This window comes from Romboutsia weinsteinii, from assembly GCF_002250835.2.
Taxonomy (GTDB): domain Bacteria; phylum Bacillota; class Clostridia; order Peptostreptococcales; family Peptostreptococcaceae; genus Romboutsia_A; species Romboutsia_A weinsteinii.
On the sequence record NZ_NOJY02000027.1, the window covers coordinates 24287 to 41245 of the forward strand.

Consider the following 16959-nt stretch of genomic DNA (forward strand, 5'->3'; position numbering starts at 1 on the left):
TACAATATTGAAGGGGTAAGTTATTAATCTATTGAGTTTTTATGCTTTAATACCTTTAGATATACTTCAAGAGCATCTCCGAATATTTCTTCATCAAAGTTAAAGTTTATATTGTGAAGCCCATTTACAAATCCTTTTTCTTCATTTCTTGAACCCAACATTATAAATAGTCCAGGTACTTGTTGTTGGTAGTAAGAAAAATCTTCTGCTATCATAAGAGGTGGTAGTTGAACTATTTTATCATTACCTATCACTTTTACAAACTCTTCATATAGCTTTTTATCATTATTAACTGCTGGGTAACTGTCGTTTATCTCTACATCTATCTTACAATTATAAGCAAGCTCAAATCCTTTAGCTATATCACACATTCTTTGTTTCATGTGTTTATAAACTTCTGGATCGAAGGTTCTCATGGTCCCTTCTAGCTTTACATTCTCAGCGATTATATTTCTTATACTTCCGCCTTCCATTCTTCCTATAGTTATTACAGAACTTTCTATTGGACTTATATTTCTTGCTACTATAGTCTGTAAATTACTTATAAGATTAGCTGCTATTACTATCCCATCAATTCCTTTTTGAGGCATTGCTCCATGTCCACTTTTTGCAGTTATACTTATATCAAATTCTCCAGATTGTGCTAAGAAGTAACCTTCTCTAATTCCTATATAGCCTTGCTCTACTTCTGGGTATATATGAAGCCCATAAATCTCATCTACTTCATATTTCTTTAGTACCCCAGCTTCTATAAGTGGTAATGCTCCCCCTGGACCTTCTTCAGCAGGTTGGAATATAAATACTATATCATCATTTAGCTCATCTTTGTGGTCTTGTAAGTATTCAACTAAGCCAAGTAATATACTCATATGACCATCATGTCCACATAAATGTTCTACACCATCATCAGTAGTTAATCCGTCTATATCAGATCTAAAAGCTATTGTTTTCTTAGGATTTTTACCTTTTATCTTACCAACTATAGCCGTCTCTAAAAAAGTTTCATATTCTACACCTATACTATCTAAATAGCCTTTTATGTATTTTGATGTTTTATATTCTTCATTACCTATCTCTGCTATACAGTGCAAACTTTTTCTGTGATTTATTAATTTTTCTTGTAAATATTTAAATTTTTTCATTATAATGTGTCCGTTGCCAAAACCTTATAAATTTTTTAAGTTTCACAATGTTGCTAGTTTTGACATACTCCTTTCCTTTTTTATTTTTAGCAAGAGAAGAAATGCTTAGCTAATCCTCCCTTAGCAGTCTCTTTGTACTTGTCCATCATATCTATACCCGTTTCTCTTAGCGTTTCAACAACTTGATCTAAAGTTACATAGTGTTTTCCATCTGTCAGAAGCGAATAGTTAGCAGCATCTAGAGCTCTTTGTGCTCCCATTGCATTTCTTTCTATACAAGATATCTGGACATATCCATATTCTCCCCTTATCTACTTCCACTATTTAAAATTTACTTCACATATAAATATTATAATTGAAAAACTCTTATTAAATAACTAAATTGTTTTAATTTTTCAATTATTTATTGATTTTTAATAGTTAATGTATTAGAATTATAAGCATCTAAATTGAATAACCTATTAGCCTAAAGTAGAGGCGCCGTAATTAATAGTAAATAGTTGGAGCTGGCAAGCATAGATTACTATAGAAAGGAGTTATGGCCGAAGATTTTATCTTTGCAAAAGTATTATCTGGGATTACACATAATATGTGTAATACTGTCACTTATTTTTAAGTGGTGTGCTACAGGGTTTACTTTAATGTATGATGACTAATGCGTGCAGAGTATACCTTTGTACGTTTTTTTGTGTACTAACTTGTAGTTTATATTTTATTAATTGGGGTGATATAATATGAAGAAAGTAAACGTGGCAATAGTTGGTGCTACTGGTATGGTAGGAAGAACGTTCCTAAAGGTTTTAGAAGAAAGGAATTTTCCAATAGAAAATTTATATCTATTTTCTTCTGCTAAGTCAGCTGGTTCCAGTGTTACTTTTAACGGGAAAGAATATATAGTTGAAGAATTAAATGAAAGCTCATTTGATAGAGATATACAAATTGCTTTATTTTCAGCAGGTGGTGAAATAAGCAAAACATATGCTCCTATAGCAGCATCTAAAAATGTTATCGTAGTAGATAACTCAAGCTATTGGAGAATGAATCCAGAGATTCCTCTAGTTGTTCCAGAGGTTAATCCTGAAGCAGTAAAAAATCATAGGGGGATAATAGCAAATCCAAACTGTTCTACAATTCAAGCTGTGGTTCCACTTAAAGTACTTCACGATAATTACAAAATGAAAAGAATTGTATATTCTACTTATCAGGCTGTATCAGGTTCTGGTGTTAAAGGTGTCGATGATTTAGAAAAAGGTGTTCAAGGTGAACCTAATAAATTCTACCCTCATCCGATAGCCTATAATTGCCTACCTCATATTGACGATTTTACTGATAATGGATATACAAAAGAAGAATTAAAAATGATAAATGAAACAATGAAAATATTTGAAGATTATAATTTAAAAATTACTGCAACAACTGTTAGAGTTCCTGTTAGAAACGGACACAGTGAATCTATAAATGTTGAATTTGAAAATCCATTTGAACTAGAAGAACTTGTACATCATATGAAATCTGCACCTGGTGTAGTTGTAATTGATGATGTAAGTAATTTAAAATACCCTACTGCTGTAGAGTGTAATGACAATGATGAAGTCTTTGTAGGAAGAATTAGAAGAGATTTTAGCGTTGATAATGGAGTTAATTTATGGGTTGTTGCTGATAATATTCGAAAAGGGGCTGCTACTAATACTGTCCAAATAGCAGAGTTATTATTATCTTATAATCTCGTATAAATTTAATAAATTATAGAAACTCCATATAAATACCAGCATAAAATATCAATATACTGGCATTTATATGGAATATTATAAAAAGGGGGATTTCTATATGTTATTTAAAGGTTCTGGAGTTGCATTAGTTACACCTTTCAATGAAAATGGTGTTGATTTTGAGACATTAGGTAAGTTAGTTGAATATCATCTTGATAATTGCACTGATGCAATAATCGCTTGTGGTACTACTGGGGAAGCTACTACTATGAATGATGAGGAAAAACTTGCAGTTATTAAATACGTTGTAGATAAAGTAAATAAAAGAATTCCAGTTATAGCTGGTACTGGATCTAATGATACTAGTCACTCTATTTATTTAAGTCAACAAGCTGAAAACCTTGGAGCTGATGGTCTTTTAATTATTACTCCTTATTACAATAAAGCTAATCAAAAGGGACTTAGACTTCACTTTGAAGCTATAGCTAATAGTGTTAATGTACCAATTATTATGTACAATGTTCCAGGAAGAACTTGTGTCAATTTAAAGCCTAGTATGGTTGCTGAACTTGCTAAAATAGATAATATAGTTGCGGTTAAAGAAGCTAGTGGTGATTTAGCTCAAGTTGCAGATATTGCAAAACTTGTTCCTGATGATTTTGCAATCTACTCTGGTAATGATGATTCAATCTTACAATTATTATCGGTAGGTGGTAGTGGAGTTATCTCTGTTCTTGCTAATATTTGTCCTAAAGAGACACACGATTTAGTTCATAAGTTTTTAAATGGAGATATTGAAGGTTCTAGAAAATTGCAACTTGATATGATGCCTTTAATTCATGCTTTATTTATAGAAGTAAATCCTATACCAGTTAAGACTGCTATGAATTTACTAGGATTTAATGTTGGAGGATTTAGACTACCTCTAGCTGAAATGGATGATAAGAATTTAGAAATCTTAAAACAAGAATTAATCAATGCTGGACTTAAGATATAGGGGGAAATTATGCTAAAAGTTATAGTTAACGGTTGTTTCGGTAAAATGGGAAAAGTTCTAACTAGATGTATCCAAGAAGACGAAGAATTAGAGTTAGTATGCGGTGTATCTCAACCACCGATTGAAGATGCTAGTTTTAATGTATATAGTAAAATGAGTGAAGTTGTTGAAAGTTGTGATGTAATAATAGACTTCTCTCATCATACTGCTTTAGATGATGTTTTAGGTTATGCTTTAAAAACTAAAACACCTTTAGTAATAGCTACTACTGGCTTTAATAATGAAGAGCTTGCTAAGATACAAGAAGCTTCTAAAAGCATCCCAGTATTCCACTCTTCAAATATGTCTTTAGGCGTAAATGTATTATTAAAATTAGTTAAGAAAGCTACTAAGATGTTACAAGGCTTTGATATCGAAGTAATAGAAAAACATCACAACAAAAAAGTCGACGCTCCAAGTGGTACAGCGATTATGATTGCTAATGCTATAAAAGAAGTAATGCCTACTCTAGAAAATAACTACGGTAGGTATGGTCGTGAAGCTAAAAGAACTGAAAATGAAATAGGTATCCATGCTATTAGAGGTGGTACTATTGTCGGTGAGCATGATGCTATATTTGCAGGTCATGATGAAATAGTTGAATTGAGACATACTGCCCAGTCAAAAGATATATTTGCAAAAGGGGCTATTGTTGCTGCAAAATATTTAGCTAATAAAGATGCTGGCTACTATAATATGGATGATATATTAAACTAATCGGGGAGGTTCACAAATGATAAATTTAAATGATGCTTATTCAATCGCAAAATATATAAAGGACTCTAAAAAAAAGACACCTGTTAAGGTCTATGTCAACGGTTCTTTGTTAAATATTAAAAGAAATGAAAAGTTCAAGGTGTTTGGTAGTGCTGGCTCTTATACATTAATCGGTGATTATGAAGAAATATCTAAAGAGCTGGAATCTAAAAAGTCACATATCGAAGATATACATGTTGAATATGATAGAAGAAATTCAGCTATACCTCTTCATAACTTTTTAAGTGACCATGCAAGAATAGAACCAGGTGCCATAATAAGAGATATGGTTAGTATCGGCAAAAATGCTGTGGTTATGATGGGCGCTGTTATTAATATTGGTGCTGTTGTAGGTGAAGGATCTATGGTAGATATGAATGCCGTTATAGGAGCTAGAGGCACTTTAGGTAAAAATGTTCACCTTGGTGCTGGTGCTGTTGTAGCTGGTGTTTTAGAACCACCATCTGCTTCGCCTGTAGTAATAGAAGATGATGTTTTAATTGGTGCTAACGCAGTTATTCTTGAAGGCATTAGAGTTGGAAAAGGCGCTGTTGTAGCTGCTGGTGCAATTGTTACACATGATGTTATTCCTAATGCGGTTGTTGCTGGATCTCCTGCTAGATTAATTAAAATGAAAGACGGAAAAACTTGTGAAAAGACTAAATTTATGGAAGATTTAAGAGCTATTGATTAATTTTTAAAATAATTAAACGCTATAAGGCTTGAATAATAATTCAGCTTTATAGCGTTTTTATTTATTTTAACTTTGCTCCATAAAAGTTGCTCCATCTAAGGATTGTATAATTTGAACATTAGGTATATTACCTACAGCATAAAATGTATATACTCTATTTGGATTTATTGTAACTTGATTACTTCTTATTAACCTATTTCCTTGAGATGTTTCTATATCTACATCATAAACCTTTGGTGCTACTTCTTTATAATCAGTAACATCTCTAAACTCAACATTTCTAAATAACATCTGTCCATCTGCTATTACATTTATCTCTGGCGAACTTGGAGCTAGATGTACTGCCCTTACCTTTGAGTTATTTCCTGTTGCATCATCCATGTCTTCTTCTATTTTAAGTAATTCTATATCATTTAAATTTCCATTTACTGCAATTGTAACTAAAGTACCAGCATCTAATTCGATGTCGTGCATTACTAATGGATTTTCAACTGTATCAGCTAGATAAACTGCTATTTCATATGTCCCCTCTGGTATATATATATATGGACTAAATTCTGTAAAGTTTAAGTTTCTAAAAAAAGGTGATCCATCTACATATACATCAACTGCATCTCCCTCTGGAACAGCATGAAACATTCTAACTAAAGAATATTGATCATTAAACTTTCTCATAAAATTACTCCCCCTCAATTTTTTGCCTTCTACTACCATAGTATTGCTGGTGGTATTGTTTTGATACTGATTATATATTAGAATCTCTTATTTCTATTTCTGTTCCTTCTGGAGCTTTAATTTTCATTAATTTTCCACCTTCTACATCATATATAACTTTGCCATTTTTTATTTTAAAACTATTGTATCCTAGCGAAGTGATTCTTTCATACTCTTCTTCTATATCATCCACTAAAAAACACATATGAACAATACCTTCATTAAGATTACTCCATTTGTTAAGTGTATCCCCACTTTTGGCTGTTTGAAGTTCTATCATAAAACCATTTAATTTTAACCAAGTGTTATATTCCCTACTATGGAAGTTTGGTGTCTCACTTACTAGTTCAAATCCTAGTATATTTTTATAGAAATCTAATGATTCTTTATACTTCTCTGTTTGTATACATACATGGTGCATCATTTTTATGCTCATATTTATTCTCCTTAATTTATGTGATTTTATTTGAATATACAGTACTAAATATAATCTTGTTAATACAAAAAGTTGCCTCATATGAGGCAACTCTATTATTATCTATCTTCGTTTGTAACATTGAATACGTATGGTATATTTCTATAGTAATCTCCAAAGTTTAATCCGTAGCCAACTACGAATTTATCTTCTATACTAAATCCACAGTAATCTGGTACTAACTCAACTTTTCTTCTACTTGGCTTATCAAGTAATACACAAGATTTTATGCTAGCTGGGTTCTTAGCTTTTAAGTGAGCCATTACGTGACTCATAGTAAGAGCAGTATCTGTTATATCATCTACTACTAATACATCGTAACCTTCTAAGCTTGCACTTACGTCAGCTACTACATTTATTTTTCCGCTACTTTCTTCTCCGTGACCATAACTTGATGTAGTCATAAATTCGATCTTAACTGGTACAGTTATGTTTCTCACTAAATCAGCACAGAATATGAAACTTCCCTTTAATAAAGATATTACCATAAGGTTTTTACCTTCGTAATCTTTAGATATTTGAGCTCCTAATTCTTTAAGCTTTGCAGATATTTGTTCTTCAGAACATAGTACTTCCCACTTTTTAGTTTCTATATTCATAATCTAACCTCCACTATAATGATGATACCATTCATTTTATAGGAGATTGACTCCTTTTGCAAGATTATTGAGTTAATTTATTACTTAACCTTGTTCATATCATCCATTACATTTATTATAACCTCATCTGTAACAGACATACCTTTATCACTTACTCTTCCTAAGTTTTGTATACTTTGCTCTACGCTAGTACCAACTATTCCATTTAATGGTGGAACAAAACAATCTTGGTTAGCTATTATAGCACTTTGAACTGCTGCTGACGCTGCTGATGCTAACTTTAAAGCACATCCTGACTTAGCTCCATCACATATCATACCACTTAAACTTGCTACTATATTCTCCATAGCACCTTCTACTTGTCTTATATCTCCACTCATTAACCAAGATATACCAGCTGTAGCTCCTGTTGATGCAGCTACTCCACATCCACAAACAGCAGATAATCTTCCTGTAAAGTTTTTAACGTATGCAGTCACTAAGTGAGATATTGCTAAAGATTTAGCTAATTTTTCATCAGTTTGAGGGAATTTTTTGCTATATGCAACTATAGGAAGTATTGCTGTTATACCATGGTTTCCACTTCCGTTAGAACTCATAACTGGAAGTTTAACTCCTGCCATTCTAGCATCAGATGCTGCTGCTGTTATCATCATAGCACTGTTTATTATGTCATCTCCTAATAATCCATTTTCCATAGATTTCTTCATTCCATAACCAACTCCTACACCAATCTTTTGGTTTAATCCGTAGTTAGCCATTTCTTCATTCATAGATATTCCCTCTAATAAGAATTCTATTTCTTTAAAATCTAAGTTTTCTATATTCTCTACTAATTCTTTTATAGTTATAGTATCTAGTATATTTTCTTTTTCTTCAGTAGTAGTTATTGCAACTTCTTCTTTCACTTCTTCATTTAATAATATTTCTCCATTAGACTCTAAGTAAACAAAGTTATCATGCTTAGTTCTTATAACAACCTTCGAAGTTTTAGTTGCACCTTGTAAAGTTACTTCTATATATACCTTTTCTTTTGTTTCAGCTGGTGATATTGATATTTGATTTGTATCTATATATTGTTCTGCTGCCTTTACTTCTTCTTCTGTTAATGTTTCTAACACTCTTAATCCATTTTCAGAGTGTCCTCCTATAAATCCAAGTGCTACTGATATTTTAAGACCTAATCTATCAGTTCCTGGTATTCCTACACACATCCCATTTTTATATACATTAGGACTAACTAATACGTTATGCTTAACTATATCTTCTCCTAATAATTCTTTTGCCTTTGCACAAGCTAAAGCCACCGCTACTGGCTCTGTACATCCTAATGCTGGCTTAACTTCCGCTACTAATATATCAACTAATTGCTTTCTTACATCTCTCATAATAAAAAACCTCCGTGTTTATATTTATACATTTTATAATAGCAATTATCATGCCATTTTTTATTTTTCATCAATATTTTTTTGGTTTTTTATAAATTCCTGCATATAACCCTATTATCGTATAATATACATTCAGTTTTCTCTATATGTAAATATTAGTATTTTAATATAAAATCAGATTTGTATCATATTCGTAAAAAAATAGTCTCAAAATGATATTCCTGTATCATTTTGAGACTATTTTATACTTATCTATTTTTCTGTATAGAGTTGCTCTAGATATACCTAAGGCCTCAGCTACTAGTTCTTTATCTTTTTTGTAGTCCTTATATTTATCCAGCGCTTTTATTATCTCTTGCTTTTCTAAATCGTCTAGTTTATTAATTGAAGTTCCACTTATTTCTACCTCTTCTATCGATATATTAAGTAGCTTTCTAGGTATAACATCTATAGTTATTAGAGATGAACTACACATATTTATACTATACTCAATTACATTCTGAAGCTCTCTTATATTACCTGGCCAAGAGTATTTAGTCATAACATCTAATGCTCTATTATCTATCCCTATAACGTCTTTATTTAGCTTTCTAGAATACTCCTTAATCATATAATCTACTAATAAAGATATATCACCTGTTCGCTCTCTAAGAGATGGCAAACTTATTGGAATTACATTTAGACGATAATATAAATCCTCTCTGAACGTACCTTTTTCTACCAGCTTTTCTAGATTCTTATTAGTAGCTGTAACTATCCTAACATCAATAGGTAAGTTTAATTTTCCACCTATTTTATCTAGCTCTTTCTCTTGTAGCACCCTAAGTAGTTTTGCTTGTAGGTGTAAACTCATATCCCCTATTTCATCTAAGAAAATAGTTCCCTTATTAGCAAGTTCAAACTTACCTAGCTTACCACCTTTTTTTGCTCCTGTAAACGCACCCTCTTCGTACCCAAATAGCTCACTCTCTAGTAAATTATCTGGTATAGCCGCACAGTTTACTGCTATAAAAGGCTGTTCAGATCTATCACTATGATTATGTATAGATCTTGCAAATAATTCCTTACCTGTACCACTTTCTCCTGTTATAAGTACAGTTGAGGTTGATTTAGATGCCATTAAAGCCTCTTCTTTAGTCTTCATAATAGGTTCGCTATTTCCTATTATATTTTCTAAAGTTACCTTATAGTCTTTAACTATCTTATTATAATTTTTTATTGCATCCTTCTTATCAATAAAATCTATAACATATCCCTTAAGCTCGCCTTTTAATATTATTTCATTAATATTATAAATCCCTCTTAAGCTATGCTCTCCATTATAGTATGAAAAGCTTCTAGATTTATTCTTTTTGAAGTTCATTTCTGAAGGAATATCAATAAAACCTAAAACTTTAGTTATATTCTTTTCATATAAATTATCATTTACTTTAAATATCTTCTTAAATTTAGAATTATATCTATCAATTTTTCCATCTATATCTATCGATATAACCGCCTTATCCACACTATCTACAAGTGTCTCTAGTTTCTTTTTTTCTAACTCTAACTCATATGTCTTAATTTGCGCTTTTAATTTATTAGAAATTAAGTCCGCCATCTTACCTAGGAAGTTCACTAGATTTTCTTCATTCTTTTTGATACTCTTTGCTTGCTCTTTATCAAAGGCTATAAGCCCTATAACACCGTATGAGTTGCCATCATATACTATTGGGCAGCATACCTCTGCAAACTCAGTACAATGATCTTTATTATAGCATTCCTTACAAACTATATCGCTACTTGGATCATCAATAATTATAGTAGATTGTTCCAGTAATGACTTCTTAAAAGCTGAGTATCCATTGACTTTTCTTCCTATCTTACCAAAGTAGGTTCCAGTGCCTGCAACTCTCATTAAATCTTTATCTACTATAGTTACCTCTATTCCAAGTACAGCCATTATAGCCTCTGCTATATTTTGTATATCTTCTTGTATGTATTTTAGACTACTCATAGTTATCATTCCCTAGTCTTTTTTAGTGTTATTATATCTTTTAATTCTTTTAAGATTACATAAATCTTATTTAGCGTAAATTGAATAGACATAAGTATTATAAATAGCATTACCACAATAATTAAATTATAATCTATATTCATATCTTTCACTCCTATAATGTAATAAAAGACTAGGATTAACCTAGTCTTTAAAATTTACTATCTTATTTATATTTTAACTTATTTATTTTCTTATTCCTATATAAATATATCTTTCATTTTGAAGTTCTTTTAGAGCACCTTCAAATTCTAATTCTGAAAAGGTATTGAAAACCTCTTGTGGATATTTATAAGTAACATTTTCTCCGCAAAGTTTATTTTTAAGATATCTTAACTTTACCTTTAGGTTTTTTAGGTTTAAATCTTCTACTACAAGTTCTCCTTGTTTTTTTAATACTCTATTAATTTCGCTAGATGCTTTTTCAAAACTATTCATATGGTTAACGTGATCAAGTATTATTACTTTATCAAAGTATCCATCTTCAAATGGTAAAAGTTCTAGTGATCCTTTTACAACGTTGCAATTTTCATTGTGTATAAGAGAATAGCATATATCTTGATAACAGCTATTTTCTAATATAGTCACATAAACGCCAAGCATTCTTAATCTTTTTCCTAGGTTACCAATTTCTCCAACAAGTAGTATTTTATTTCCTATATTATACCTAATAGAATCTAAAAAACATGTTACATCATCAGAAGTATCCGTCAAGTCTGCGTTAGGTTCATAGTCATGATATAATACGCTTTTCACAGTGCTCCCCCTCTTTATTATTACATTATAAATTTCATCATAGAATAGATTATAATAAATAGAGAGCAACTATTCAATAGCTAATTTTAAGTATTTTTTTATTTATTTATTTATTACCTATTCGTTGTTATTTTCTAATAATTTTTTAATTTTAGATATAGATACTTCATATGCAACTTTTTTAAGTACGTCACCGTTTTCCAGCTTTTTCTCATACTCTCTACTTTGTACTCTCCCCCACATTTGTATCCTATCTCCTATTTTTAATCCTTTTGCAAATTTAGCATTTCTTCCCCATACTATAGATGGAATATAGTCTGATTTATTATATGGTCTATTTATAGCTACTAATAAATCTGTTATTTCTCTTCCTAGAGGTGTCTTCCTATAAATAGGATCCTTACATATGTATCCATCTAAGAAAATGCTGTTGGGATCTTTATTGTCATCTTCTAAGGGTTTTACTTCTCTAGCAAAGATAGTTAAAACTAGTCTATTCTTATTATTTATATTTTTATTATACGATCTTAGTTGACCAATCACACTTACCATCTTATTATTCTTATAATCTACTTCTTGAAGTAATCTTTCTGATATAGTCATTGGTAAGGTGTCGTATGAGTCACTAAGTCTATTTATTTTTATCTTTGCATTATAAAACTTTTCACCAAAAATTTCATGACTAAACTCCAATTCTTCGTCTAACTCGCCTCTTAAGTTTACTACATTAGTATCATCCTTAACAGTTAACATATTATTTTTCCCCCCACAATTGTTAATTATCATGCTTTCATCTTTTCTATATAATAAATATATTTAATTAAGGTGATATTTATTACAATTTATTATATAAGTTGGACTAGCAGTAAATTAAAATATACTATATCAAGCGATATAGTATATTTTAATTTATTATTAGATTTTAATATTTATTACTAATTTATTCGTCAACTCTAGGTTTTCTAGATGATTTTAATAATGTGAAAGAAGTATAGGCTATAACAATTATTACTAGTGCTTTTAATAAATCCATAGGTAGACTCTTAACTATAAATGCTGCTATAAGAACACCAATTACACCAAATAAAGCAATTGATAAACTTGCTTTTTTACAATATGCTTGTTCCTTTATAAACTTAGCACTTGCAACTGGCATTAACATTGCACAAGATCCCATCATTATTGGGAACGCAACAGCTGGAGACATTCCTAAGAAGTAAACCATTGCCATACATGGAGCGTATAAGCCTATACCAGCTGTCATTAATGCACCTAGTATAAAGTTACCTACTACACCTAATACCAATGCTATTCCTGTTAATCCAGTAGCTTCTCCACCACCTGGCATTAAGTTGATTGCTGGATGAGCTAAGAACATTAATATTGCTGTTATAGCTAGTGCTAGACCCATAATAAATTGGATTTTTCTTTCATCCATTTTTGATATAATTCCAGCTCCAATATATGAACCTACAACTGATGCTGCTATCAGTGCTGTTAAAGTTAGCGGATCTACTTCTATTACTGTAGTAAATATAATTGCTTCTACAACAACTGGTAAAGTACAAGATACATTTAGTGTTCCAGGCATTATTCTGTCTGGTATGTTTAATTTAAGCGCTTTAGACATGGCTACTATTGGTGCAAATGAACCTATTCCCAAAGTATCAAAGAAGTTTGCTACAAATCCAACAAAACCTGATTTACCAACACTTACATCTTCTAATTTTTCTTCTTTATTTGCTTTGGAATAGTCTTTTCCAAATAGATACCCAAAGGCTGCTAAAAATATTACAAATAGACCTCTTACTATATTTACCATAAAATACCCTCCTTTTTTAGTTGCTTACTTATGAATCCATTTTACTAAAATACCCTAGACTATAATTAATAGAAGCAGCCTTAAGAGAGGCTGTTTCTATTTATATAAAGACATCCCTCCTTTTTGGTTATGGTTTTAATATATATTTTTAGTCATTTGTTAATATCTTTAAAAGTTGTTTATATGAAATGTTTATTTTGAATTGCCATGAATATTGATTTGTCTTTTGTCTTTAGTCATATATTCTTAAAAATTTCTTATCATATATTTATTTATGTTAAAAGTATTTTATATATGCTATTTTTTATTCTTTTTATTTCGATAAAAAAATATACTACAGCCTAAGATGTAGTATATTTTTCATATGTTATAAGTTTATTTACTTTTTATTATTTAAGCTCTTTCTAGTTCTACACTATCTTTTTTTTTAGAAGCAGCCTTTAGCATTGTAAATGAAGTATATGCTATTACTACAACTACTACAGCTTTTAATAAATCCATAGGCATATTATTTACAAAGAATGCTGCTGCAAATACACCTAATACACCAAATATAGAGATTGCTAAAGAAGCTTTTCTAGAATAAGCGCCTTCTTTTACAAATTTCATACTTGCAACTGGCATTAACATTGCACAAGATCCCATCATTATTGGGAATGCAACATCCGGTGACATACCTAGGAAGTAAACCATTGCCATACATGGAGAATATAATCCTATACCAGCTGTCATTAATGCACCTAGTATAAAGTTACCTATTATACCTAATATAAGGTTAATTCCAGATAAACCTATAGCGTCTCCACCACCTGGCATTAAATTTACTCTTGGGTGAGCTAAGAACATCAATACTGCTGTAACAGCTAATGCTAGACCCATTATTAATTGTAGTACTCTTTCATCCATTTTAGATATTATTCCAGCTCCTATATATGAACCTAAAACTGCTGCTCCTATAAGAGATATTAACGTTAAAGATTCAACTTCTATAACAGTTGTAAATATTAATGCTTCTACTACAACTGGTATAGTATGAGCTACGTTTAATGTCCCAGGCATTATTTTATCTGGTATATTTATCTTTAAAGCCTTTGACATTGCTATTGTAGGTGCAAATGAACCTATTCCTAATGTATCAAAGAAGTCTGTTACAAAACCTGTAATTCCTGATTTTGCAAAGCTTGCATCATCCAATTTCCCTTCTTTATTAGCCTTTGCGTAGTCTTTTCCAAATACCACTCCAAACGCTGCTAAAAGTACTACAAATAGTCCTCTTACTATGTTTACCATGAGGTACCCCCTATAAAATGATTTTTCTTTTGTAATGTCTAATTATTATTTAAGTATAAATCCGTATTTTACTGGATCTTCTGGATCTATAACAAAATGGTTAAATCCAGTTATATATGCAGCTCCTGATATCTTTGGTATTATTGCATCGTACTCTCCAACCTTATCAGTTCCTACTATTTCACCTTTAAATAAAGTTCCTAATATACTTTCGTATACAAACTTTTCACCTTGCTTTAACTGTCCTTTAGCATGTAAAGTTGCAAGTTTTGCACTTGTTCCTGTTCCGCATGGAGATCTATCTACTTGACCTTGACCAAATATAACTACATTTTTGTAAGTAGCTTCTGGATGAGTAGGTTCATCGTATATTTCTACTAAATCTACAGTTTTTATATGATCTAAAGTAGGATGTTGTATTTCTATATTTTCATTTATTATATCTCTAAGCTTTAATGCTACTTCTGTTAATTTAGATGTATTTTTAGGCTCTATTGTTAATCCTAATTGGCTAGCATGAACTATAGCAAAGAAACTTCCTCCAAATGATATATCAAATTTAACTGTACCTACTCCTGGTAATTCAACTTCAACATCTTTTTTGTATAAAAATGCTGGTACGTTTACGAAAGATACTTCTTTAACCTTACCATCTTCAACTAAAGCTTCTGCCTTAACTATTCCTGCTGGTGCCTCCATAACAACGTTAGTTACTGGCTCTACAGCATCTACCATACCTGTTTCTATAGCTGCTGTTACAGCTCCTATAGTTCCATGTCCACACATGTTAAGGTATCCACCACCATCCATGAATATGATTCCAAAATCTGAATCTTCATTACAAGGTTGAGTTATTATTGAACCAAACATATCATTATGACCTCTTGGCTCTAACATTATAGCAGTTCTTAAATGGTCTAAATTTTCCTCTAAGTAAGCTTTCTTTTCTGCCATTGTATTACCTTTTATATTTGGTATTCCACCTGTTACAATTCTTGTAGGTTCTCCCATAGTATGAGAATCTATTGCTTGAATCCCTCTATTAAATTTCATAACAACATCCCCCTAGATTATTATTTTTCATTCTTACGCATTTTTAGCTTTAAGAATGCTAGTGCTTTTTTTGCATCAATTTCATTAGCGTTATTTTCACCGACTACTTCTGTTTCAATACCTTGCTTAGATTTATTTATATCAACTATGGTATCCATATACTTGTTACTTACTACAAACTTAGCTTGAGTCCCATTAAAAGTTACTCCTACTGCTGGTATATTTCTTTTTCCTATTTCCTCCATAGTATTAGCATAATCTACATGTGAGTTTCCCCATCCGTCACAAGATACTATTACTCCGTCTGCTCTCATGGCTTCTAACCATGCTGCTGTTCTTTTTCCTACAAAATACTTTTCTTCATTTCCTTGCGGTGTTCCAACTACTACTATTCCTAAAAGATCAACATCTGTATCATTTCCTACTATGTCTAAAAGAGGATCTCTAAAATGATGCAAAGATGTCTCTTTTGTCGAAGGACCTATTCCCATAATTTCACCTCTCTAAGTCATCGCTCTAAGGGCACCATCTCTGTACTCATTAGGAGATATAATCATAGGTACATTTCCAATATCAATAATTGATGTACCTCCGTCTATACCACTTGGTTCATTCGGAAATAATTGATTGTCATACATCGCCCCTTGGCCTGCTATTTGTTTTACTATTACAACTTTCTTTGCATTAGGTCTAACTTTGTCAAAATATTCACGAATTTCATCAGCATTTCGACCATCTTCTTCTTTTAATACGTCTCTAATAATTTGTATAAAATCATCACATGCCTTAAATGATGTCATTGGAAGATTTCTTTCATAAGGTAATCCGCCATTTACAGTTACATCTATATGAATAATATAATCATTTTCTGAAGGAGTTCCAAGTCTTCCAAATATCATCTGATCTCTAAGAGTTCCTTCTGATGATCCAAATTCATGCATCTGCCTTCCATCTTCGTCATGTCCAGTCAGCATTATATAAACACCTGTCAATGTATGTGTTATACCTTCACCTATACATCCTAAAACCTTTGTAGATATAGGTATTATATCCATAATAGTATTTATTTCTCTGTCGTAGTCTCCAGGCTTTATTATGTCTAGTTTTATGTCTGATATTAAGTCGTATTGTTCTTTTATTGATTTTATGTTTGACATATTTATAGAAAGTGTACCTTTATTTATAGACGTCTTAGAATCAAATTTTACTTCGTGTATGTGAAATGGTTTTATAACAAGTCTTCTTAATATCTTCTCTTCCATAATTCCCACCTTTTTGTAAACCCTTCTCCTTTTTACAAAAGAGAAGGGTTCATTTATTTATTAAAATAACTCCTAAACGTGAGCTTTATATTCATATGGTAGTGGAACTATTTTTCCAGCAGATGGTATTGCTATTAACTGCTTTAATGTATCCTTTAATATATGTGTTTGCATATCTATATTGTGTGGTTCACCAGCATTAGCTCCCATTGGAACTAATGGAGCAAC

General features: G+C 31.2%; 16 protein-coding genes, 3 pseudogenes and 1 riboswitch. Of the genes and pseudogenes, 4 read left to right on the forward strand and 15 right to left on the reverse strand.

Translation table 11 applies throughout. From position 1 onward, the window contains the following. Positions 1-23: 23 nt before the first annotated feature. Together CHL78_RS13505 and CHL78_RS13510 are read right to left on the reverse strand one after the other, a co-directional pair. Positions 24-1142 carry an N-acetyldiaminopimelate deacetylase gene (locus CHL78_RS13505; protein ID WP_094369704.1) on the reverse strand — a complete coding sequence of 373 codons (1119 nt, stop codon included), beginning with the start codon at positions 1140-1142 and terminating at the stop codon, positions 24-26. An 86-nt stretch (positions 1143-1228) separates the two neighbouring features. Further along, positions 1229-1441, reverse strand: a pseudogene (locus CHL78_RS13510) (L-serine ammonia-lyase, iron-sulfur-dependent, subunit beta); the annotation flags it as partial. Between the two features lie 165 nt (positions 1442-1606). Continuing rightward, positions 1607-1777: riboswitch (Lysine riboswitch) on the forward strand. 99 nt (positions 1778-1876) lie between these two features. Here CHL78_RS13510 and CHL78_RS13515 point away from each other — a divergent pair. From CHL78_RS13515 to dapD, 4 genes are all read left to right on the forward strand, one after another. Continuing rightward, complete coding sequence (locus CHL78_RS13515; protein ID WP_094369703.1) at positions 1877-2875, forward strand: aspartate-semialdehyde dehydrogenase; 999 nt, start codon at positions 1877-1879, stop codon at positions 2873-2875. Positions 2876-2969: 94 nt separating this feature from the next. Beyond that, on the forward strand, positions 2970-3848 hold the full coding sequence (gene dapA / locus CHL78_RS13520) for a 4-hydroxy-tetrahydrodipicolinate synthase (RefSeq protein ID WP_094369702.1): 879 nt from the start codon (positions 2970-2972) through the stop codon (positions 3846-3848). Between the two features lie 9 nt (positions 3849-3857). Beyond that, complete coding sequence (gene dapB, locus CHL78_RS13525; protein WP_094369701.1) at positions 3858-4604, forward strand: 4-hydroxy-tetrahydrodipicolinate reductase; 747 nt, start codon at positions 3858-3860, stop codon at positions 4602-4604. A 16-nt stretch (positions 4605-4620) separates the two neighbouring features. Further along, the gene (gene dapD, locus CHL78_RS13530) at positions 4621-5337 is read left to right on the forward strand and encodes a 2,3,4,5-tetrahydropyridine-2,6-dicarboxylate N-acetyltransferase (RefSeq protein ID WP_094369700.1); all 717 of its coding nucleotides are present in this window, start codon (positions 4621-4623) and stop codon (positions 5335-5337) included. Positions 5338-5403: 66 nt separating this feature from the next. Here dapD and CHL78_RS13535 read toward each other — a convergent pair whose 3' ends face one another. The 13 genes and pseudogenes from CHL78_RS13535 to CHL78_RS21190 form a co-directional block, all read right to left on the reverse strand. After that, on the reverse strand, positions 5404-6012 hold the full coding sequence (locus CHL78_RS13535) for a DUF4397 domain-containing protein (protein WP_158540701.1): 609 nt from the start codon (positions 6010-6012) through the stop codon (positions 5404-5406). A gap of 70 nt (positions 6013-6082) precedes the next feature. Then, positions 6083-6487, reverse strand: a complete 405-nt coding sequence (locus CHL78_RS13540; RefSeq protein ID WP_094369698.1) for a VOC family protein — start codon at positions 6485-6487, stop codon at positions 6083-6085. A 98-nt stretch (positions 6488-6585) separates the two neighbouring features. Further along, positions 6586-7125: a hypoxanthine phosphoribosyltransferase gene (gene hpt / locus CHL78_RS13545; protein WP_094369697.1), complete on the reverse strand. Its 540-nt coding sequence runs from the start codon at positions 7123-7125 to the stop codon at positions 6586-6588. A gap of 80 nt (positions 7126-7205) precedes the next feature. Beyond that, positions 7206-8513: an L-cysteine desulfidase family protein gene (locus CHL78_RS13550; protein WP_094369696.1), complete on the reverse strand. Its 1308-nt coding sequence runs from the start codon at positions 8511-8513 to the stop codon at positions 7206-7208. Between the two features lie 226 nt (positions 8514-8739). Continuing rightward, positions 8740-10518: a sigma-54-dependent Fis family transcriptional regulator gene (locus CHL78_RS13555; protein ID WP_094369695.1), complete on the reverse strand. Its 1779-nt coding sequence runs from the start codon at positions 10516-10518 to the stop codon at positions 8740-8742. Next, a complete protein-coding gene (locus CHL78_RS21005) occupies positions 10515-10652 on the reverse strand; it encodes a hypothetical protein (protein ID WP_199534055.1) in 138 nt (45 codons plus the stop codon). Before CHL78_RS21005 ends, CHL78_RS13555 begins: the two co-directional genes overlap by 4 nt. Positions 10653-10734: 82 nt before the next feature. Further along, positions 10735-11304, reverse strand: coding sequence for a class I SAM-dependent methyltransferase (locus CHL78_RS13560; protein WP_094369694.1), 570 nt, complete (start codon positions 11302-11304; stop codon positions 10735-10737). A 117-nt stretch (positions 11305-11421) separates the two neighbouring features. After that, positions 11422-12057 (reverse strand): single-stranded DNA-binding protein, encoded by a 636-nt coding sequence (locus tag CHL78_RS13565; protein ID WP_094369693.1) that lies wholly within the window; start codon positions 12055-12057, stop codon positions 11422-11424. Between the two features lie 187 nt (positions 12058-12244). Continuing rightward, positions 12245-13126 carry a sulfite exporter TauE/SafE family protein gene (locus CHL78_RS13570; RefSeq protein ID WP_094369692.1) on the reverse strand — a complete coding sequence of 294 codons (882 nt, stop codon included), beginning with the start codon at positions 13124-13126 and terminating at the stop codon, positions 12245-12247. Between the two features lie 393 nt (positions 13127-13519). Next, positions 13520-14416 (reverse strand): sulfite exporter TauE/SafE family protein, encoded by an 897-nt coding sequence (locus tag CHL78_RS13575; RefSeq protein WP_094369691.1) that lies wholly within the window; start codon positions 14414-14416, stop codon positions 13520-13522. 45 nt (positions 14417-14461) lie between these two features. Next, positions 14462-15469, reverse strand: coding sequence for a proline racemase (locus tag CHL78_RS13580; protein ID WP_094369690.1), 1008 nt, complete (start codon positions 15467-15469; stop codon positions 14462-14464). A gap of 20 nt (positions 15470-15489) precedes the next feature. After that, positions 15490-16731: pseudogene (prdD, locus tag CHL78_RS21185) on the reverse strand (proline reductase cluster protein PrdD). Between the two features lie 72 nt (positions 16732-16803). Further along, a pseudogene (locus CHL78_RS21190) lies at positions 16804-16959 on the reverse strand (D-proline reductase (dithiol) protein PrdB); the annotation flags it as partial.